General features: G+C 68.1%; 19 protein-coding genes, 2 tRNA genes and 1 riboswitch. Of the genes, 11 read left to right on the top strand and 10 right to left on the bottom strand.

Going from position 1 to position 18,738, the window contains the following annotated elements:
• Positions 1-17: 17 nt before the first annotated feature.
• Both ABIE41_RS20170 and ABIE41_RS20175 read left to right on the top strand, forming a co-directional pair.
• Complete coding sequence (locus tag ABIE41_RS20170; protein WP_192642028.1) at positions 18-1,073, top strand: DUF3616 domain-containing protein; 1,056 nt, start codon at positions 18-20, stop codon at positions 1,071-1,073.
• An 83-nt stretch (positions 1,074-1,156) separates the two neighbouring features.
• Positions 1,157-1,471, top strand: coding sequence for an Rdx family protein (locus ABIE41_RS20175; RefSeq protein WP_192642029.1), 315 nt, complete (start codon positions 1,157-1,159; stop codon positions 1,469-1,471).
• Between the two features lie 127 nt (positions 1,472-1,598).
• Here the strand turns inward: ABIE41_RS20175 and ABIE41_RS20180 are convergent, their stop codons facing one another.
• From ABIE41_RS20180 to ABIE41_RS20205, 6 genes are all read right to left on the bottom strand, one after another.
• The gene (locus ABIE41_RS20180) at positions 1,599-2,219 is read right to left on the bottom strand and encodes a thiamine phosphate synthase (protein ID WP_192642030.1); all 621 of its coding nucleotides are present in this window, start codon (positions 2,217-2,219) and stop codon (positions 1,599-1,601) included.
• Entirely contained in the window at positions 2,216-2,989 is a 774-nt protein-coding gene (locus ABIE41_RS20185; RefSeq protein ID WP_192642031.1) for a thiazole synthase, read from the bottom strand. The genes ABIE41_RS20180 and ABIE41_RS20185 overlap by 4 nt, the downstream gene beginning before the upstream one ends.
• Before the next feature lie 13 nt (positions 2,990-3,002).
• A complete protein-coding gene (gene thiS / locus ABIE41_RS20190) occupies positions 3,003-3,200 on the bottom strand; it encodes a sulfur carrier protein ThiS (protein ID WP_192642032.1) in 198 nt (65 codons plus the stop codon).
• Positions 3,184-4,179 carry a glycine oxidase ThiO gene (thiO, locus tag ABIE41_RS20195; protein ID WP_192642887.1) on the bottom strand — a complete coding sequence of 332 codons (996 nt, stop codon included), beginning with the start codon at positions 4,177-4,179 and terminating at the stop codon, positions 3,184-3,186. The genes thiS and thiO overlap by 17 nt, the downstream gene beginning before the upstream one ends.
• A gap of 90 nt (positions 4,180-4,269) precedes the next feature.
• A riboswitch (TPP riboswitch) is annotated at positions 4,270-4,369 on the bottom strand.
• A 210-nt stretch (positions 4,370-4,579) separates the two neighbouring features.
• Positions 4,580-5,698, bottom strand: coding sequence for a mandelate racemase/muconate lactonizing enzyme family protein (locus ABIE41_RS20200; protein WP_192642033.1), 1,119 nt, complete (start codon positions 5,696-5,698; stop codon positions 4,580-4,582).
• A gap of 218 nt (positions 5,699-5,916) precedes the next feature.
• Positions 5,917-5,992 (bottom strand) — tRNA-Phe (locus ABIE41_RS20205).
• A gap of 212 nt (positions 5,993-6,204) precedes the next feature.
• Here ABIE41_RS20205 and ABIE41_RS20210 point away from each other — a divergent pair.
• Positions 6,205-6,295: transfer RNA gene (locus tag ABIE41_RS20210), tRNA-Ser, on the top strand.
• A gap of 171 nt (positions 6,296-6,466) precedes the next feature.
• On the opposite strand, the gene ABIE41_RS20215 is transcribed toward ABIE41_RS20210, so the two are convergent.
• Entirely contained in the window at positions 6,467-7,135 is a 669-nt protein-coding gene (locus tag ABIE41_RS20215) for a GntR family transcriptional regulator (RefSeq protein ID WP_192642888.1), read from the bottom strand.
• Between the two features lie 179 nt (positions 7,136-7,314).
• Here ABIE41_RS20215 and ABIE41_RS20220 point away from each other — a divergent pair, with 179 nt between their 5' ends.
• The 5 genes from ABIE41_RS20220 (at position 7,315) to ABIE41_RS20240 (ending at position 12,878) form a co-directional block, all read left to right on the top strand.
• Positions 7,315-8,370: an amidohydrolase family protein gene (locus ABIE41_RS20220; protein ID WP_354192939.1), complete on the top strand. Its 1,056-nt coding sequence runs from the start codon at positions 7,315-7,317 to the stop codon at positions 8,368-8,370.
• On the top strand, positions 8,367-9,284 hold the full coding sequence (locus ABIE41_RS20225) for a VOC family protein (protein ID WP_192642035.1): 918 nt from the start codon (positions 8,367-8,369) through the stop codon (positions 9,282-9,284). The genes ABIE41_RS20220 and ABIE41_RS20225 overlap by 4 nt, the downstream gene beginning before the upstream one ends.
• 26 nt (positions 9,285-9,310) lie before the next feature.
• Positions 9,311-10,948 carry a bifunctional 3-(3-hydroxy-phenyl)propionate/3-hydroxycinnamic acid hydroxylase MhpA gene (gene mhpA / locus ABIE41_RS20230; RefSeq protein ID WP_354192942.1) on the top strand — a complete coding sequence of 546 codons (1,638 nt, stop codon included), beginning with the start codon at positions 9,311-9,313 and terminating at the stop codon, positions 10,946-10,948.
• 14 nt (positions 10,949-10,962) lie between these two features.
• Complete coding sequence (locus ABIE41_RS20235) at positions 10,963-11,811, top strand: fumarylacetoacetate hydrolase family protein (RefSeq protein WP_192642037.1); 849 nt, start codon at positions 10,963-10,965, stop codon at positions 11,809-11,811.
• 89 nt (positions 11,812-11,900) lie between these two features.
• Positions 11,901-12,878, top strand: a complete 978-nt coding sequence (locus tag ABIE41_RS20240; protein ID WP_192642038.1) for a Bug family tripartite tricarboxylate transporter substrate binding protein — start codon at positions 11,901-11,903, stop codon at positions 12,876-12,878.
• A gap of 66 nt (positions 12,879-12,944) precedes the next feature.
• Here ABIE41_RS20240 and ABIE41_RS20245 read toward each other — a convergent pair whose 3' ends face one another.
• Entirely contained in the window at positions 12,945-13,988 is a 1,044-nt protein-coding gene (locus ABIE41_RS20245) for an MBL fold metallo-hydrolase (RefSeq protein ID WP_192642039.1), read from the bottom strand.
• A 169-nt stretch (positions 13,989-14,157) separates the two neighbouring features.
• On the opposite strand from ABIE41_RS20245, the gene ABIE41_RS20250 reads away from it, so the two are divergent.
• On the top strand, positions 14,158-14,841 hold the full coding sequence (locus tag ABIE41_RS20250) for an ankyrin repeat domain-containing protein (RefSeq protein ID WP_192642040.1): 684 nt from the start codon (positions 14,158-14,160) through the stop codon (positions 14,839-14,841).
• Positions 14,842-14,905: 64 nt separating this feature from the next.
• Here ABIE41_RS20250 and ABIE41_RS20255 read toward each other — a convergent pair whose 3' ends face one another.
• Complete coding sequence (locus tag ABIE41_RS20255; RefSeq protein ID WP_192642041.1) at positions 14,906-16,273, bottom strand: DcaP family trimeric outer membrane transporter; 1,368 nt, start codon at positions 16,271-16,273, stop codon at positions 14,906-14,908.
• A gap of 207 nt (positions 16,274-16,480) precedes the next feature.
• Here ABIE41_RS20255 and ABIE41_RS20260 point away from each other — a divergent pair, with 207 nt between their 5' ends.
• Positions 16,481-17,263, top strand: coding sequence for a 3-hydroxybutyrate dehydrogenase (locus ABIE41_RS20260; RefSeq protein WP_210320839.1), 783 nt, complete (start codon positions 16,481-16,483; stop codon positions 17,261-17,263).
• Positions 17,264-17,276: 13 nt separating this feature from the next.
• The gene (locus ABIE41_RS20265) at positions 17,277-18,023 is read left to right on the top strand and encodes an acetoacetate decarboxylase (protein ID WP_192642042.1); all 747 of its coding nucleotides are present in this window, start codon (positions 17,277-17,279) and stop codon (positions 18,021-18,023) included.
• On the opposite strand, the gene ABIE41_RS20270 is transcribed toward ABIE41_RS20265, so the two are convergent.
• Positions 18,008-18,724 (bottom strand): peroxiredoxin-like family protein, encoded by a 717-nt coding sequence (locus tag ABIE41_RS20270; protein WP_192642043.1) that lies wholly within the window; start codon positions 18,722-18,724, stop codon positions 18,008-18,010. The two genes, ABIE41_RS20265 and ABIE41_RS20270, sit on opposite strands and share 16 nt — an antisense overlap.
• Positions 18,725-18,738: the final 14 nt, after the last annotated feature.

An 18,738-nucleotide genomic window follows, 5' to 3' on the forward strand; every position in this document is an offset into this window, starting at 1 on the left:
TGATGACGATGCGAAGGATGCTTGGGGCCACCGTGCTGATCGGGCTCTGCGTCGCGCTCGCGCCAGCCCCCTCGACACAGGCGGCGGAGCCACCGGCGATCCGGCCGAGTGCCGGCCCGCTCGAAGTGGGTGAGGGTTTCGCCTTCGCCAGCAAGCCGAAGAAGACGCGGCAGTCGCTGAGCGGCATCGCCTGTCCGTCCCTGCCCGCGGGCGCCCCGCGTCTGTGCCTCGCGGTCTTCGACGAAGGCGGCGAGGCGCGCTACCTGACGCTGGATGGCGGCGCCCTGCGTACCCAGGGCGAGCGGATCGTGCTGCGGCCGGGCAAGGTGGAGCTCGACGCGGAAGCGGCGGCGACCGACGGGCGCTTCTATTACGTCGCGGGATCGCACAGCGCCAAACGCAGCGACTGCGAGACCAATCCGGAGAGCCGTCGTCTCATGCGCTTCGGGCTCGACCCGAAGACGGGGCGCGCCGATCTCGACTCGTCCGGGCGGCCCAAGGAGATGGCCGACACCAACGCGCTCTGGACCTTGATGGGGTCCCTTCCCGGCCTCAAGGAGCATGTCGGCGACGGCATGTGCCTCGGCACGATTCCGCCCGGCCGCAACGGCGTGAACATCGAGGGGCTGGCGGTGAAGGGCGAGCGACTCTTCGTGGGCTACCGAGGGCCTGTCACCAGGGACGGCGCCAAGGTCCTTTCGGTCGACAAGAAGGCCCTGTTCGAGGGCGGCCCCGCCGATCCGAAGCTGTTCACGCTTCCGCTCGGGCCGGGACGCTCGGTGCGCGATCTCGTGGCCGTCAGCGACGGGATCCTGATCCTGACCGGTCCCGACGACGACAAGGCGAACGAGGGCCGCGGCTTTGCGGTGCTGCACTGGACGGGCGCGGACGAGACCATCCGGCCGCTGGCGAGCCTCGATCTCGGCGGCGTCACGCTGCGCGGCTGCGACGAGGAGATCAAGCCGGAGGCGATCGCCGTGCTCTCGGACGAACCGGGGCGCCCCTATGAGGCGCTGATCCTGTCGGACGGGCTGTGCGACGGCGGGGCACTGCGCTTCGGCATTCCCCGCTGATCGGCCATGCCGAAACGGGCTTGCACCGGGCGGGCTAAGCATGGTCTCGAAGGCCACGCCCATCCTGCGAAAGCCTGACGCCCATGACCGACACCGCCGCCCGCCCCCTGCCCCGCATCACCATCACCTATTGCTCGATGTGCCAGTGGATGCTGCGCGCCGCCTGGCTCGGCCAGGAGCTGCTCTCGACCTTCGGGCAGGATCTCGGCGAGGTCGCGCTGATCCCGCGCACCGGCGGCATCTTCCAAATCCATTACGAGGGCGAGCTGATCTGGGACCGCAAGAGCGAGGGCGGCTTCCCCGATTCCAAGGTGCTGAAGCAGCGCGTGCGCGACCGGCTCGATCCCGAGCGCAGCCTCGGCCATGTCGATGGCCACGCGGCGGTGGAGAGCGTTTGAGCCCGCGCGTCATGTTCGGGCTTGACCCGACCATCCCGAAAACGCGTGGAACCACAGCGTCATCCCGGCCGCAGCGAAGCGGAGCCCCGCGGATGACGGGTGTGGTTCCGAGCCTGACGACCAGCCGTTACGTGGCCGAGCGCGTCGCCGCGATCCAGGCCTTCAGCCGCGCTTCTGGAGCGGCGTTCAGCGTGATGTCGGTGACCGCCGAGACGATGTCGGCGCCCGCTTCGAACACGCCCGGCGCGCGCTCCAGCGAGACACCGCCGATGCCGACGAGCGGGATGTCGCCAATGCGGCGCTTCCAGTCGGTGACGCGGTCCAGCCCCTGCGGCGCCCATTTCATCGCCTTCAGGATGGTCGGATAGACCGGGCCGAGCGCGACATAGTCCGGCTGCGTGCCAAGCGCGCGCTCCAGTTCGGCCTCGTCATGGCTGCTGATGCCGAGCCGCATCCCGGCCCTGCGGATCGCGGCGAGATCGGCACCGTCGAGATCCTCCTGGCCGAGATGGACGAAGTCGCAGCCCTCCTCGATGGCCATCCGCCAGTAGTCGTTCACGACCAGCACGCAATCGGCCTGCGCACACAGCGTCTTCGCGCGAGCGATCTCGCGGCCGGTCTCGGCCTCGCCCCGGTCTTTGACGCGCAGCTGCACCAGCTTCACGCCGAGCGGCAGCATGCGGGCGAGCCAGTCGGCGCTGTCGAAGATCGGGTAGAACGGGTCGAGCTTCACAGCGGATGCTTTCATGAGAGGAAGGCCTTGCCCATGACCGGGGTCGAGGGCGCGGCCATGTCGCGCGCCTCGATCGGCTGCGCGTCGAACGCAGTGCGGCCGGCCTCGATCGCCTGTGCGAAGGCCTGCGCCATCCTGACGGGGTCGCCTGCCTTGGCCACAGCCGTATTGAGCAGGATCGCGTCGTAACCAAGTTCCATCGCCTGGGCGGCGTGGGAGGGCAGCCCGATGCCGGCATCGACCACCAGTGGGATGTCGGGGAAATGCGCGCGCATGCTGCGCAGGCCGTAGATGTTGTTCAGGCCGCGGCCGGAGCCGATGGGCGCGCCCCAGGGCATCAGCACCTCGCAGCCGGCATCGAGCAGGCGGCCGCCGACGACGAGATCCTCGGTGGTGTAGGGGAAGACCTCGAAGCCATCGTTCGTGAGGATGCGCGCCGCCTCGATCAGCCCGACGACATCGGGCTGGAGCGTGTCGTCCTCGCCGATGACCTCGAGCTTGATCCAGTTCGTGCCGAAGACCTCGCGCGCCATCTGCGCCGTCGTCACCGCCTCCTTGACGCCGTGGCAGCCAGCCGTGTTGGGCAGCACGCGCACGCCGAGATCGCGGATCAGCGACCAGAACGCCTGCCCTGCCCCGCCCTCTCCCGCCTCGCGCCGCAGCGAGACGGTGACGATCTCGACGCCCGACGCCTTCACCGCATCCGCCAGGATGGCGGGGGACGGATATTGCGCGGTGCCGAGGAAGAGCCGGCTCTTCGGCTCGAAACCATAGAAGTTCGCCATGTCGGTGATCCTCTCAGCCGCCCTGCATCGGGGCGACGACCTCGATGCGGTCGCCCTCCGTCAGCGTGACGGTCTCGCGCTTGCGGGCCGGGACGAAGTCGCCGTTCACCGCGGTGGCCACGACCTTGCCGGCATAGCCGAGTTCGGCCAGCGCCTGCTCGAGCGTGGTGGCTTCGACCTCGCGCGGCTCGCCGTTAAGCAGCAACGTCATGAAGCCTCTCCGGGATGCTGGCGGGATCGAGCAGGGCCTCCGCCGCCAGCCGCGCCATGGCGGGGCTCAGGAGAAAACCGTGCCGATAGAAGCCGTTGACATGGATGACCCGGCCGCGACGCGTCAAGCGCGGCAGGTTGTCGGGAAAGGCCGGGCGCGCATCGACGCCGATCTCGACGATCTGCGCCTCGCCGAAGGCCGGATGCAGCGCATAGGCGCCGCCGAGCAGTTCCAGCATCGAACGCGCGGTGACGGCGCTGCGGTCGCCGCCCTCGATCATCGTCGCGCCGACCATGAAGATGCCGTCGGCCCGCGGCACGACATAGAGCGGGATGCGCGGATGCAGCAGCCGAACCGGGCGCGACAGGGTGACTTCGCGGGTGCGCAGCAGCAGCATCTCGCCCTTGACGCCGCGCAGATCGGGCAGCGCCTCGCGGGCGGCGAGCCCGCGACAGTCCAGCACGGCGTCAGCAGCGACGTCCTCGGGCGCGACTTCGCGGCCGTAATGGATGCGCCCGCCCAGCGCGATCACCTTCGCCGCCAGCCCCGCCAGCGCGAGGCGCGGATCGAGATGGCCCTCGCTTTCGAAGAACAGCGCCTTGCCGAAGCGCCCGGCGAGATCGGGCTCGAGCGCGGCGATAGCCTCGGCATCGATCTCGACCAGATGGGAGGTGCGGCTGGCGAAGCGGCGCAGTTCGGCACGGTCGCGGCTGGGGGCGACCACGAGCGTGCCCTTGCGGACGACGCCCTCGACATGGCGCTCCCACCAGGCGGCGGCCTCCTGGCCGAGCCGCACGACCGGCTCCTCGGCGCTCTCGCCCTCGCACCAGGGCGCCAGCATGCCGCCGGCCCACCAGGAGCAGGCCTTGGCCCCGGCCGTTTCGCCCCGCTCGAAAATCTCGACCTCGGCGCCACGGCCAAGCAGTTCGACCGCGCAGGCAAGCCCGACAACGCCGGCGCCGACGATGCCGACCCGCAACGGTGGGTTGGACCGGGACTGGATGGATGCGTTTGGCATGCCCTACCCTCGCGGCCGTGAAGGCTGCGGACGTGGCAGGACGGGTGAAGCGACGCTGCGACGACCGTTCCCTTCGCCGGCATTATCCGGATCAGGTTCGATGGGTTGGCGTCTTGCGCCTCTCAGCCTTGCGGCACCCCAACGGATCACCGTCAATCTAGTTTGCCATGGCGGCATGAGCAAGGCAGGACGGCCATGTGCTCCTGAACGAGGTCATCCCGGGCGGAGCGAAGCGCAGACCCGGAATCCATGCCTGAGCCTCGCTCGGTGGGGTTCCGGAATGGGTCCCGGATCTCCCTGCGGTCGCCCGGGATGACCGGTGCGTTTTGATTGCCTGCCTTCGCGTTCGGTGCCGTCCGGGTCAGCCCAGCGGCTTGGCGAAGCGGGCGAAGGCGTCGCTCGTGGGCGTCGTGCCGGCGCCCGGCCGCTGGGGTTTGAGGAAGCAGCCATCGACGACGTTCGCGGGCTCCTCGAAGGCGTCCTTGATCCAGGGGATGTATTCGAGGACCGGCGTCGCCTGGTGCCAATAGGCGAGATGGACATGGACCTGGCTCATCTCGCCGGCGTGGGGCGCAACCGGCAGACGGCTCGCCAAAGCGAGATCGGCGACCTGGATGTATTCGGTGATGCCGCCGAGCCGCGTCACATCGGGCTGGACGTAATGGATCGCGTCCGCCGCGATGAAGGCGCGGAAGGCGTCGAGCGAATAGAGCTGCTCGCCGAGCGCCACGGGGATCGATGTCGAGCGGGCGAGCGCCGCATGCGAGCCGACATCGTCATACCAGAGCGGCTCCTCAAACCAGAAGATGTCGAGCGGTTCGGCGCGGGCGCAGAAGCGCTTGCAGGTCGGCAGGTCCCATTTGCCGTTGCCGTCGATGGCGAGCGCGACATGGGGCCCGACGGCGTGGCGCACCGCCTCGAGCCGGCCGATGTCGATGCCGGGATCGGCATGGCCGACCTTGACCTTGATGCGGTGGAAGCCGTCGCGTTCGACCGCCTGGCGGCACCCCTCGATCAGTTGGTCCTTCGGGATCGAGAGCCAGCCGATATCGGTGTTATAGGCTTCGAGCTGCGGCTTGCTGGCGCCACCGAGCAGGTGCCAGAGCGGCACGCCGGCCTTTTTCGCCTTGAGATCCCAGAGCGCGACATCCACCGCGGCGAGCGCGAGCTGGGTGATGCCGGCGCGGCCGACCCATTGCAGCGCCGGATGGCGGGCGAGCTTGAGCCAGAGCCGGTTCGTTTCCGACGCGTCCTCGCCAACCAGCAGCGGGGCATAGCAATCGCGGATGCAGGCGGTGATCAGCCGGTCGGAGGGCAGATCGGCATGGGTGCCGGTGAAGCCATAGCCCTCCAGCCCCTCCTCCGTGACGATCTTGGTGCCGACCACGCCCCAATGGCTGATCCGATGCGTCGAATCGGCGATCGACCCGCCGGTGACGGGGATATGCAGGATGAAGGGTTCGATTCTGGCGATGCGCATGGCTGTCCTCCCAGGCCTCCGCTCGCGACCGTGCGGGCCGCGGCGGCTTGTTGGTCAGGAGACGACCACAGCCGGAGACGCGCTTCAACGCCGGAAGCGGCGCGCCCGACATGCAAGTGAAGAGGGGCGGGTCGCCGGGCGCCGGATCAGGCGAGGCCCGTCACGGCGATGCGGACCCGGGACCGGTGTGCGGAGACCATCGATAATCAGGAAGAGAATGGTGCCCAGAGCTGGAATCGAACCAGCGACACTGCGATTTTCAGTCGCATGCTCTACCAACTGAGCTATCTGGGCGCCGGGGATGCGAAAGCCGCGTCCCTGTTGGTGGGCGCGGTATAGCCAGTGCCGGCGGGGCTGTCCAGTCGCTTCGTCGGCTTTCCGGTCACGATCCGGTTGCCGCGGCCCGGCGCCCCGGCCTGCCACCGCCTCCCCGCCGCAAAAGCTGCGCGAAAGCGCGCTGCGACGGCTTGTCAAAGCGCCCGGCCATCGGGCATAGAGCATCCAACGGAGACGTGGCCGAGAGGCTGAAGGCACTCGTTTGCTAAATGAGCATACCCCACAAGGGTATCGAGGGTTCGAATCCCTCCGTCTCCGCCACTCCTAAGCCCTTGATATTGCGGACGCGGCTCGTCTCTCCCGAGGACGATTCTGTCACAGTCGCCCATCACAGCACGGGGGCGTTTCTCGTCTGCATCGATTCGACCGAGCCTGTCTGTCGAGGCGGTCTTCCGGTCCATCTGCGACGCGAGGACCGGAGGGTGCTTCGCTTCAAAACGCTGGATCGTCGAGAAGCACGTCCGCGGTGTCCCGGTAGTGTTTCTCGAGCAACTGCACCGCGCGGTCGACCGCCCGGTCCAGCACGGCTGCAAGAATAGCCTGGTGCTCGTCGCCGATCTTGCGCGTTGAGAAGACGCGCCGGATCGAGACGCGGCGATAGCGATAGAGCTGGTCGGCGAGATGATCGCAGAAGCCTATGAGCGAGGCCGAACCGCACTGGCTGATCAGAGTGCGGTGGAAGATCCGGTGCAGGCGCTCCCAGTCGGGATTGTCTTCGAACTGCTCCGTATTGAGCGAGCGCGGCGTCCGGGCGAGGCGATGATGTGCCACGACCAGCGCCTCCTCCCATTCGGGCGTCGCGGCCTCCATGGATTTGCGTAACGCCAGCGCCTCGAGCCAGCAGCGGGTCATCGTCAGCTCCTGCAGCTGCGACTTGCTGACGGGCGAGACGACGAAGCCGCGCTGCTCGCGCGACTGGACCAGCCCCTCGGAGGTCAGCCGGTTCAGGGCCTCGCGCAGCGGCGTCTGCCCGGCCTGATAGGCCTCCATCAGGAAGCGCATCTGCAGCTTCTGGCCGGGCTTGAGCCGCCCGCTGAGGAGGTCCTCGCGCAGCTTGTCATAGAGGTCGAGCGTTCGGGTCGATGGCGTCGGCGCTGTCATGCGAAGGGGATCGATCTCCTGCGAGGCGGGCCGACGGGCGCCGCCGCCCGACATGATGCCGATCTGCGATCTGTACACGCTGCCTCCCTTGCGCATAATTTATAAATTTTGCTTTACGACGCATGATTATCGAATATTGTCGGCGCCAGCTACAAAAAATCGAATACTGGGGAGGGATCGTGGCGAGCGCGGTAACGGAGCGGAGCTGGAAGCTCGGGGGCTGTCGCTGCGGCGTGGACATCCACGCCCACGTCGTCCCCGCGCGCTTTCCGGCCTATCTCAAGGGGCCGACGCCGAAGGGCTGGCCCGCCATGGCCGATGCCCAGCCCTGCCATCGCCATGTCGTCATCGACGGGCGCACCTATCGTACCGTCTCCGACCGCTGCTGGGACGTCCCCAAGCGCCTGGCCGACATGGACGAGATGAACCTGTCGCTGCAGGCGATCTCGGCGATGCCGGAGCTGATGTCCTACTGGATGGACGCGGCCGATGCGGACGAACTGCTGCGCTATATCAACGACCAGATCGCGGCGATGGTGGGCGAGTCCGGTGGGCGGCTGGTCGGACTGGGCGCCCTGCCACTGCAGGACATGGACCGCGCGCTGGCAGAGTTGGAGCGGCTGATGCGCGATCCCGCCTTCGTCGGCGTGCAAGTCGGCAGCAACGTCAACGGACGGCCGATCGGCGCTCCCGATTTCGACCCCTTCTTCGAGGCGGCCGAAGAGCTCGGCGCAGCCGTGTTCGTCCATGCGGTGCGTCCCTGCGGGCAGGAGCGGCTGGTCGGGCCGGCCCAGCTCCAGCAGGTGCTGGCCTATCCGGGCGATGTCGGGCTCGCTGCGGCTTCCGTGATCTGCTCAAATCTGATGCTGCGGCATCCGCGCCTGCGGATCGCCTTCAGCCATGGCGGCGGTACGCTCGGGCTGCTGCTGCCGCGTTTGGAGGAAGGAAGGCGCGTCTTCCCAGCCCTGCAGGAGAGCATCCAGGCCTCGCCGACCGAGCAGGCCCGGCGACTGTTCTACGATGCGCTCGTCTATGACGAGCCGACGCTGCAGCACCTGGTCCGGCTCTTCGGCGAGACGCAGGTCATGATCGGCACGGACTATCCCTTCAATTTCCATGAGCGCCGCCCGGCCGCGCGGATCGAGGCCGCCTTCGCCGACGAGGCGCTGCGCGCGCGACTGCTGCGCGACAATGCGGCGACCTTCCTCGGGCGCTCAAGCGAGGTCTCGCCATGAGCCGTTTTCCCGTCACCGCCCTGCGCTCCGTCGAGATCGGCACACCCGACATCGCCCTCTCCGAGCGCTTCTATACGCAGGTCTGGGGGCTGGAGGTCGCGGCACGGCAGGGCGAGACCGTCTGTCTGCGGGCGACCGGCGCGGATCACCATGTCCTGGTGCTGAAGCCCAGCGCAGCGCCGGAGATCCTGTCGGTGACCTTCCGGGCCGATCCGGAGACCGATCTCGCAGTCCTAGCTGAGCGTGCCGTCCGCCACGGCGCCCGGGTGCTGGCCGGCCCCGCGCCCACGCTCGAGCCCGGCGGCGGCCTACTGCTCGCACTGGCCGAGCCGCAGGGCGGCGTCTATCGCTTCGTCCAAGGCGACGCGCTCCATGACGATCCCGGCGAGAGCCCCGACCGGGCGTCACGGCTCGCCCATGTCAACCTCAACAGCCACGATGTCGACGCCCAGGCGCGCTTCTTCGAGCAAGGGCTTGGCTTCGCGCTAACCGACCGCTCGAAGCTGATGGCCTTCCTGCGCTGCAACAGCGACCATCACGCCGTGGTGCTGGCCGATGCGAAGGCCAGCGGCCTCAACCACATCGCCTTCCTCGTGCCGGACTGGGAATCGGTGATGCGGGCGTCGGGCCGGCTCGTCGATGCCGGCTATCCGATCGGCTGGGGCGTCGGGCGCCATGGACCCGGCGACAATGTCTTCGCCTATTTCGTCGATCCGGTCGGCTTCGTCGTCGAGTTCACGGCGGAGGTGCTGCAGGTCGACGACGCTTACCGCGTGCGCGGACCCGACGAGTGGATTTGGCCGCCCGGCCGAACCGACCAGTGGGGCATCGCGCCCCCCAAGCCCGACCATGTGAAGGCGGCCCAGACGGCGATCATATATCGCCCGATGGCCTCGCCGGCGGGATTCCCATGAACGCCCAGCAAAGGACTTTCGATCAGGTGAGCAAGACAAGCCATCCCGATCCCGAGCATTTCCAAGTCGTCGTGGTCGGATTCGGCCCGAGCGGGGCCGTCGCCACCAGCCTGCTTGGGCATCATTCGATCCGAAGCCTTGTCATCGACCGGCAGCGCGAGGTCTATGACAAGCCGCGCGCCATCGCGATCGACCACGAGATCATGCGCATCCTCGACAATCTCGGTGTCGCGGACGCCGTCCTGCCGCATGTTGCGCCGTTCCATGCGTCGGAACATTTCGGCGCCGACGGACAGCTGATCCGTCGGATCGACACCGTGCCGGAGCCCTATCCGCAGGGCTATGTGCCGACGATGGTCTTCACGCAGCCGCCCGTCGAGGCGGCGTTGCGGGCTCATGCACAGGCCCTCCCCGGTGTGGAGGTTTGCCTGGGCACCGAGGTCATCGATCTCGACGCGGCATTCGAGAAGGTGACGCTGACGCTGCGCGCCGATGACGGCACCCGCCGCATTGTGACCGCCGGCTACGTCATCGCTTGCGACGGCGCCTCCAGCGGCGTCCGGGAGCGGCTCGGAATCCGTCTCACCGATCTGGTCTTCGACGAGCCCTGGCTGGTCGTCGACATGCTCGTGCACGACGCAGCCCTGGCGAAGCTGCCGCAGAATTCGGCGCAGTTCTGCGATCCGCAGCGGCCGACGAGCTTCATCATCGGGCCCGGCAACCATCGGCGCTGGGAAATCATGCTGCTGCCGGGCGAGGATCCGCGCGTGGCGCAGACGCCGGAGCGCGTCTGGGAGCTTCTGGCGCGCTGGCTGACGCCGGAAGACGCGACCCTGTGGCGGGCCGCGAGCTACCGCTTTCATGCGCTTGTCGCCGAGAGCTGGCGCTTGGGCCGCGTCTTCATCGCGGGCGACGCCGCGCATCAGCAGCCGCCCTTCATCGGTCAGGGCATGTGCCAGGGCGTGCGCGACGTCGCCAATCTCGTCTGGAAGCTCAAGCGCGTCCTCGACGGGTCGTCGGGCGATGCGCTGCTCGACAGCTATGAGGCGGAACGCAGCGCGCATGTCCGCGAGCTGACAACGCGCATCAAGGCGATCGGCCAGGTCATCTGCGAGCGCGATCCGGTGGCGGCGCGCGCGCGTGACGCCCGTATCCTCGCCGAGGGCGGTGGCAAGCCACGCACACTCACCCGCCAGGAGATCGTGCCGCCGCTGACGACCGGTTTTCTCGCCGACGAAGCCGATCCGGCGCGGGGACGGCTCTTCCCGCAGCCCTGGATCGAGACGGCCCAAGGGCGCGCGCGCCTCGATTCCGTCGCGGGAGCGGGAAGCCGCCTCGTGATCGAGGCCGCACTGGCCGGCACCCTGCCGGAGGGCCTGCTCACGACGGCGCGGGCCGCGGGGCTCACCGTCATCGCCCTGGCGTCGTCGGGAGCCGCGCCCGTCGCGCAGGCCGATATCACGGTCGCGGAATGCGATGGCGTCGTGCGCGACTGGTTTTCAGCATGCGGGCGGGCCGCCGCGATCGTGCGGCCGGACCACTACGTCTTCGGCACGGCTGCGGACAGCCCGGCGCTTGCCGCGCTGATCGACGCCTACAGCCGCGGCCTCGCCGCCCGCACGCCTGCAGCGCCGGCCGCCCCCATCGAACACGCCTTGTCCTGAGAGGATCCATCCCGATGCGTTTTGCCACCTTCCGCCTTCAGGGCGGCCCAAGCTGGGGTCTGATCGAGGGCGACGAAGCCGTCGATCTCGGCGCCGTCCTGTCGGCCCGCTATCCCGATCTCAAGAGCGTCATCGCCGCTTCGGCACTGGAGGAGGTCGCCGCAGCCGCCCCCAGCGCCCCGCGCCATCCGCTCTCGGCCGTGACCTGGCTCCCGGTCGTGCCGAACCCTGACAAAATCCTCTGCGTCGGACTGAACTACGAGATGCACCGCAAGGAGACCGGCCGGGCCGAGGTCGAGAACCCGACGATCTTCGCGCGCTTCTCCAATTCCCAGACCGGCCATGGTGCCGACATCGTCCGGCCGCGCGTCTCGCACGAGCTCGATTTCGAGGGCGAACTCGCCATCGTCATCGGCAAGCCGGGCCGCTACATCGCCCGCGAGGGCGCCTTCGACCATGTCGCCGGCTATGCCTGCTACAATGACGGCAGCGTCCGCGACTTCCAGCGCCACACCCACCAGTTCACGCCGGGCAAGAACTTCCCCGACACCGGCGCCTTCGGCCCGTGGATGATGACCCCGGACGAGCTCGGCCCCCTCCCCGATCTACGCCTTCAGACCCGCGTCAACGGCCAGGTCGTGCAGGACGCGACCTTTGCGCAGATGATCTTCGATATCCCCAAGATCATCGCATACTGCTCGTCCTTCACGCGGCTCGAGCCCGGTGATGTCATCGCCACCGGCACGCCCGGCGGCGTCGGCGCCAAGCGCAATCCCCCGCTCTGGCTGAAGCCCGGCGATGTCGTCGAGGTCGAGATCGACCGCCTCGGCATCCTGCGCAACGGCATCGCCGACGAGGCCTGATTCATAACGCCGCCGGAAGCGCGCCTTCGAGGCTCGCGGAGCACGCCCGGCGGTGCTCCCTCCAATCCCAGAAGAGCCCGGAGGACACGATGTCCAAGTTCAGATCACTGGCGCTCGGCGCCACATTCGCGCTCGCCGCGATCGGGGGCGCGCAGGCTCAGGCCTGGCCGCAGCGGCCGATCGCGCTCGTCGTGCCCCAGGCCGCCGGCAACAGCCCCGACATTCTGGCGCGCGTGCTGGCCGACAAGCTCTCGCGCAGCCTCGGCCAGCAGGTCTATGTTGAGAACCGCACCGGCGCCGCCAACATCGTGGGCACGCAGGCGGTCGCCCGCGCAACGCCGGACGGCTACACCTTCCTCTTCGCCACTTCGGCGTCGCTTTCCACCAATCCGCATACCTTCCGCAAGCTGCCCTATGATCCGCAGAAGGATCTCATGCCGGTGGCGATGGTGGCGCGCAGCCATCACCTGCTGCTGGTCAACCCCGCCTTGCCCTTCAAGACGCTGGAGGATCTGATCGCCCAGGAGAAGGCCAAGCCCGGCGAGATCAGCCTGGCCGTCGACAGCGAGCGCAACATCTCCGGCCTGATCGGCCAGACGATCAACCGGCGTGCCGGCATCAAGATGGTGCTGGTGCCCTATGCCTCGGCCGCCAATTCGATCCAGGACACCATCGCCGGCCGCGTCCAGGCGACGATCCAGTCGGCCTCGGTCGCGGAGCCTTTCATCAAGGAGGGAACGCTTCGGCCGCTGGCGGTGGCCGGCACCCGGCGGCTGGCCTCTCTCCCGGGCACACCCGCCATCGCCGAAACCCTCGCCAGCGCGGATATCGGCGGCTGGTTCATGGTCATGGCGCCGGCCGGCACGCCGCCCGAGATCGTCCAGGCGATGAGCCAGAAGATCGCCGAGAGCCTGCAGCAGGCGGATCTGCGCGAGCGCGCCCCGACGCTGGGCTTCGACGTCGATGTCGGACCGCTTGCGACGCCGGCCGGCGCTGGCGCCTTCCTGACCAAGGAGATCGCGACCATGGGCGCGCTCATCAAGGAGTTCGGCATCGAGCCTCAATGAGCGCAGGCCTTAGCTAGCGGGTGGCGTTGCCGGGCTGCGATCAGGCTGTTCTGGTGTGGCTTTCTCTCAACCAGACCAGACTTGACCCGGCCTGGCCGCCAGGAAACGCGTCGACGGGATGTCCCGGGTTGCAAGCGCCCGGCCAAGATCGAGAGGCGGCTGGTCAACCGCCTCGTCTGTGAGCTGGAATGTCCCCCAGTGGTATCCGAGAGCCTGTTTGGCGCGCAGCAGACGGAAGGCGCGGACCGCGTCGTCGGGGTTCATGTGCTGTTCCGCCATGAACCAGCGCGGTTCATAGGCCCCGATCGGCAGAAGCGCGAGATCGATACGCCGATGCCGGGCGGCGATGCCACTGAAGATGTTGCCGTCGCCAAAGCCGGTGTCGCCGGCGAAGTAGACGGTCCGGCCACGGGCCTCGATCACGAAGCCTGCCCATAGTGCATGGTTGCGATCGTTGAGCGTTCGCGCCGACCAATGCTGGGCCGGGACGGCGCTGACCGTTGCGCCGGGGGCCAGCACGGCCCGCTCTCCCCAGTCCAGCGTTGTCACCGCGATCGCCGGATCGCGCGCCTTGATGATCGCGTCATTGCCGAGCGGGGCGACGATATGGGGCCGGTCCCGACGCCAGAGACGCTCAATCGTCGTCAGGTCGAGATGGTCGTAATGGTTGTGCGAGATCAGGACCGCATCGATCCGGGGAAGCTCGTCGAAGGCAATGCCTGGTGGGTTGTAGCGGCGCGGCCCGACGTCCGGAAAGGGGCTCGCGCGCTCCGACCAGACCGGATCGGTGAGGATCGAAAGACCGCCGATCTGAATAAGGAAGGTCGCGTGCCCCACGAGGATCGTGCGCAGCCCAACGGGCGCGAAGCCGGACGGGCGTGCGCCCGCGAAAGGGCTCGGATAGGGATAGGGCCAGCTCTGCCTGGCACCCGTCAGGCGCCATTTCAGCACATCACCCAAGCCCCGGGGCTCCCCCCTGCGATCGGGATTGAAGAAGCGCGCGCCGTCGAAATGGTCGCTCGGCGGGCCGTAATAGTAGAAGGTCCGACCGGCTGGACGGCCCGTCTCGGCGGACTGAGCCCGCCCTGCGCCAAGAAGGCTGCCGATCATCCCGAGGGCCAGGCGTCCGCCCCCTCGCCTTGTCAAACGCACACAGCGCCTCTCTCGTTATCCTTGCAATAGACGATGATGACAATGGACAAGTCGCGTGACCAGCCCCACACGGCACGCTTCACGGCCTTGCGAAGGCTGTTCGACGCGCGCCACAGGAGACGCCGACATGTTGCGCTGTTTGACCGCCGTGCTGACGCTGGGCTTGATGATGGTCCTTGCCACTGTGCCGACTTCGGCGCAGACGCCGCCTTCCGCCGCCGACATCGCCGCCTATGACGGCCTGCAGGCCGCCGCCTGGACGGGCGATGTCGCAGCCATCGAAAGACTGGTGGCGGCTGGTGCCGCAGTCGACACACGCGACGGCCAGCGCCGGACCGCCCTTCATATCGCGACCCATGCCCGGCAGCGCGAGGCGATGCGCGCGCTGGTCAGGCTCGGGGCCGATCCGCGCGCCCTTGATGCCCAGCGCTACGACACGGTCACGATCGCCGCCGTGGCAGACGATGCCGAAACGATGCGCGTGGCTCTAGAGATCGGCGCGGATCCCAGGGCGATCACCAGCCCCTATGACGGCACTGCGCTGATTGCCGCCGCTCATCTCGGCCACGACGAGATCGTCAGGATGCTGATCGAAGCCGGAGCTCCGCTGGACCATGTCAACAACCTCGCCTGGACCGCGCTGATCGAGGCCATCATCCTCGGCGATGGCGGCCAACGGCACGAACGCACCGTGAGCCATCTCGTCGCGGCCGGAGCCCGGCGGGACATCGGCGACCGCAATGGCGTCACGCCGATCGAGATGGCGCGCCAGCGCGGCTATGGCGCGATGGTTCGCATTCTGGAACGCTGATAATGGCCGTCCCTGAGCCAGCTGGTCGAAAGCCTGCCCGAACCGCGCTTTTGACGCTCGGGGCTCAGAAGCGGTAGGTGACCGAGGATTGAAGGCGCGTCTGCGTCCCCGTCGCGCCATCCTTGTCCTCGCGCAGCCCGTAAAGCAGCTCGACACCCAGATCGAGTTCCGGCACCGGGCTCCAGATCAGGTTGGCCGCGCCGTACTGGCTGTGCTTGAACGTGGTCGCGGCCGCAAAGCGCGGCAGGTCCGACCGGACATAGCTGTAGACGAGGTTGCTGCGCAGCTCGTTCGTCCACCAGTGCTGGAAGGCGACATAGCCGCCGAAGGTCTTCTGCGCCTCGGCCTGGCGCGTCGCGGGATCGTAGAACACGCTCGGGCTGACACCGGCCGTCTCCTGGATGAAGCGCGTGGCGCCATGGGCGTAGGTCGCCTGGAAGCGGATGTTGTCCTTGGCACCGATCGCCGGCAGGTTGACCCGCCCGGTGATCGTGCCGGCATAGCCGGTCTCGTCGCTGGCCAGCGCGTTAGGGGCATTGGTCCGGGTCACGACGGCGGCGGCCTGCAGATGGCCGAAGTCGCCCTGGTAGCGAACCCGGCCAACGATGTCGGGAAAGGTGTCGCGCGACGACGTCACCGCGGCGCCGGGCCCGAACTGGACGCGACCTTCGGGATTCTCGACTGCGAGTGCCGCCGAAAGCCCCCCGGCGAATTTGTGCTCGTAGCGCACGAGCCCCTGGCGGATGAAGGTCTGCCCGCCGGCGCCCTGAAAATCGAGCGTCTCGCCATAGGCGGACGGGTCGGAAAAGGTCGACCACCACTGCCCGGCCAGCAGCGGCCCGATCTCGATCAGCGCATGGCGCAACCGGAAGGAATCGGAGTTGGACGCAATCTCATTGCCGCCTCCGCCGAAGAAATCGCCCTCTATGAAGCCCCGTGCCCGACCCAGCGGCGTCCAGCTCTTGGTCAGCTCTAGGTTGAAACGGCTCTCGCGGCCATGGATCCGCACGGCATCGTCGCCGAAGCGGGTCCGCCTCGTGTCGATCGCGGCCACGGCGAACAGGTCCTCCGCACCGGCGGACTGGTTGCCGCCGATCCGCCCGATCGCGTCCGCCTTCACCTTGCCGCCGATCTTGATGTCGATGTCGGTGCCCGGCAGGCGCCAGCTCAGCGGAACGCCGCCCTTCAGGACGTAGGGCGTCTCAGCAGGCGCGGCACCCGCCTTCGCCGCGACCTGCGGCGGCGCCGTTCTCCGGGCGGCCTTCAGACCTCCCACCTCGCGGCGGAGCGCATCGAGCTGCTTCTGCTGCTCCAGGATCAGCCGCTCCAGCCGCTCGGTCCGATCCTGGGCCCGGCTTGGTGTCGCTCCCCAACCCAAGACACCGCAGACGAGCAGGGCCGCGCGGCCCGCCCCTTCGATCCTTCGCACCATGGCACCATCCTTCGACGCTCGCGGAGATCGCAGGATGCTGGCGGGCCAACAGAGACAAATATAGCCGGAGAACGGTCGTAACTTGCGGTATTGTTTCAACAAACCCACGCAAGAACCAGTATTCGCGCCTTGCGTCGCAGATGCGCGGCATCGGCCATGCTAGGCGAACCCCTGTCTTCGGACGTCATCGAGGAGGGGACAACCATCATGCTGAAGGACAGGACTGCGATCGTGACCGGCTCGACCTCGGGCATCGGGCTGGCGATGGCCCGCGCCTATGCGCAGGCGGGGGCGAATGTCGTCATCAACGGCTTCGGCCCCGCTGAGGCGATCGAGCGGGAGCGCGCCGCCATCGAGGCCGAGTTCGGCGTGACCGCCAGCTACAGCGCCGCCGACATGTCCGATGGCGCCGCCATCGCGGCGATGGTCGCCGGCGTCGAAGCCGAGTTCGGCTCGGTCGACATCCTCGTCAACAATGCCGGCATCCAGTTCGTCGCGCCCGTCGATGAGTTTCCCATCGAAAAATGGGATGCGATCCTGGCGATCAATTTGTCGGCCGCCTTCCACGCCATCCGGGCCGCCCTGCCCGGCATGAAGGCGCGTCGCTTCGGCCGCATCGTCAACACGGCGTCTGCCCATGCGCTCGTCGCCTCGCCGTTCAAATCGGCCTATGTCGCCGCCAAGCACGGCATCGCCGGGCTGACAAAGACGGTCGCGCTGGAAGCTGCCACCTTCGGCATCACCGTGAACGCGATCTGCCCCGGCTATGTCTGGACGCCGCTGGTCGAGAAGCAGGTTCCCGAGACGATGGCGGCGCGCGGCCTGACGCGGGAGCAGGTCATCAACGACGTGCTGCTCCACGCCCAGCCGACCAAGCAGTTCGTCACGTCAGAGGAGGTCGCGGGCCTGGCGGTGTTTCTTGCATCGGACGCGGCGCGCTCGATCACGGGCGTGATCCTGCCGGTCGATGGCGGCTGGACAGCACAGTAAGGGGAGCCTCGCCATGAACCGCCAGCAGATCCTCGACCTGCCCTCGATGCCGCTCGCCAGGCCGAGCTACCCGGCCGGGCCCTATCACTTCATCGACCGCGAATACATGGTCATCAGCTACGAGACCGATCCCGCGCTGATCCGCCACCATCTGCCCGAGCCGCTGGAGCCCCTGGCCCAGCCGGTGGTCCATTACGAGTGGATCAAGATGCCCGATTCCTCGGGCTTCGGGAGCTATACCGAGACCGGCATCGTCATCCCCTGCCGCTTCGGCGAGGAGGAGGTCAATTTCGTCTCGCAGATGTATCTCGACGTCGAGCCGCCGATTTCGGCCGGCCGCGAGATCTGGGGCTTCCCCAAGAAATACGCCCATCCGAAGCTGGAGCTGGTCAAGGACACGCTGACCGGCACGCTGGACTATGCCGGCCAGCAGGTCGCCATGGGGACGATGGGCTACAAGCATGAGAGCCTCGCCGGCAACGGGGTGAAGACGACCGCGACGCTGTCGAAGACCCAGGTCAACCTGAAGATCATCCCGGGTGTCGATGGCGAGCCGGAGATCTGCCAGCTCGTGGCGCTGAACCTGACCGAGATCACGGTCAAAGGCTCCTGGATCGGCCCGGGCCGGCTGCATCTGGTGCCGCATGTCAACGCGCCGGTCGCCGACCTGCCGGTGCGCCGGGTGCTCGGCGCCCACCACTTCATCGCCGACCTCACCCTGCCCTTCGGCCGCAAGATCCACGATTATCTGAAGCCGTGAGGGCGACGGATCTCGTCTGATTGGAGAGGCGCAGCAGACGGGAGCTGCGCCAGCACCGCGAGTGCGTCCGCGGGATCGAAGCGATGCCGATAGTCCGGGTCGACGAAGGCGGCCGCGATCGTCCCGCCCCTTTCCACGACGAAGGTCGCGGGCACCGGCAGGGACCATTCGCCGTCGCCATTGCGGGCCGGCAGGTCATGGCCGAACTGGCGATAGAGCGCCTCGATCTCAGGGGAGAGCCTGAAGCGGATGCCGAGCGCATCGGCCAGGCGTCCGGCGACATCGGACAGGGCCGGAAAGGCGAGGCCGTTCTTCTCCGCCGTGTCGAGCGTGTCGTCGGGCGTCTCCGGCGAGACGGCGACCAGCGTCGCGCCCCGTGAGGCGAAGTCGGCCAGCCGCTTCTGGTAGCTGCGCAGCTCCGGATTGCAGTAGGGGCACCAGCCGCCGCGATAGAAGACGATGACGAGCGGACCGGACTCGGCGAGGGCGCGCAGATCGACGGGATCTCCCGCCGCGTTCGGCAGGCGCAGCGCGGGGATCGGCGATCCGGCGCGCGCGACGCGGTCGAGCAGGCCGGACTGGCGCAGGTTTTCGATGTCCTGCGCCACCAGCGTTGCGGTCTCCGCCCCGACGCGCCGGGTCCATCCCTCCCGGAACGCATCGAGTTCGGTCTTCAGGCTGGCGTGGGTCTGGGCGGTCATGGTCCGGCTCCGGA

Source organism: Bosea sp. OAE506 (genome assembly GCF_040546595.1).
GTDB lineage: Bacteria > Pseudomonadota > Alphaproteobacteria > Rhizobiales > Beijerinckiaceae > Allobosea.

Excerpts from the sequence above, each read along its gene's own strand:
- ABIE41_RS20270 (WP_192642043.1), bottom strand. The coding sequence starts at position 18,724 with ATGACCGCCCAGACCCACGCCAGCCTGAAGACCGAACTCGATGCGTTC.
- ABIE41_RS20255 (WP_192642041.1), bottom strand. The coding sequence starts at position 16,273 with ATGGTGCGAAGGATCGAAGGGGCGGGCCGCGCGGCCCTGCTCGTCTGC.
- ABIE41_RS20170 (WP_192642028.1), top strand. The coding sequence starts at position 18 with ATGCTTGGGGCCACCGTGCTGATCGGGCTCTGCGTCGCGCTCGCGCCA.
- ABIE41_RS20265 (WP_192642042.1), top strand. The coding sequence starts at position 17,277 with ATGAACCGCCAGCAGATCCTCGACCTGCCCTCGATGCCGCTCGCCAGG.
- ABIE41_RS20235 (WP_192642037.1), top strand. The coding sequence starts at position 10,963 with ATGCGTTTTGCCACCTTCCGCCTTCAGGGCGGCCCAAGCTGGGGTCTG.
- ABIE41_RS20240 (WP_192642038.1), top strand. The coding sequence starts at position 11,901 with ATGTCCAAGTTCAGATCACTGGCGCTCGGCGCCACATTCGCGCTCGCC.
- ABIE41_RS20200 (WP_192642033.1), bottom strand. The coding sequence starts at position 5,698 with ATGCGCATCGCCAGAATCGAACCCTTCATCCTGCATATCCCCGTCACC.
- ABIE41_RS20225 (WP_192642035.1), top strand. The coding sequence starts at position 8,367 with ATGAGCCGTTTTCCCGTCACCGCCCTGCGCTCCGTCGAGATCGGCACA.
- ABIE41_RS20180 (WP_192642030.1), bottom strand. The coding sequence starts at position 2,219 with ATGAAAGCATCCGCTGTGAAGCTCGACCCGTTCTACCCGATCTTCGAC.
- ABIE41_RS20185 (WP_192642031.1), bottom strand. The coding sequence starts at position 2,989 with ATGGCGAACTTCTATGGTTTCGAGCCGAAGAGCCGGCTCTTCCTCGGC.
- ABIE41_RS20175 (WP_192642029.1), top strand. The coding sequence starts at position 1,157 with ATGACCGACACCGCCGCCCGCCCCCTGCCCCGCATCACCATCACCTAT.
- ABIE41_RS20250 (WP_192642040.1), top strand. The coding sequence starts at position 14,158 with ATGTTGCGCTGTTTGACCGCCGTGCTGACGCTGGGCTTGATGATGGTC.
- ABIE41_RS20245 (WP_192642039.1), bottom strand. The coding sequence starts at position 13,988 with ATGATCGGCAGCCTTCTTGGCGCAGGGCGGGCTCAGTCCGCCGAGACG.
- thiS (WP_192642032.1), bottom strand. The coding sequence starts at position 3,200 with ATGACGTTGCTGCTTAACGGCGAGCCGCGCGAGGTCGAAGCCACCACG.
- ABIE41_RS20260 (WP_210320839.1), top strand. The coding sequence starts at position 16,481 with ATGCTGAAGGACAGGACTGCGATCGTGACCGGCTCGACCTCGGGCATC.
- ABIE41_RS20215 (WP_192642888.1), bottom strand. The coding sequence starts at position 7,135 with ATGACAGCGCCGACGCCATCGACCCGAACGCTCGACCTCTATGACAAG.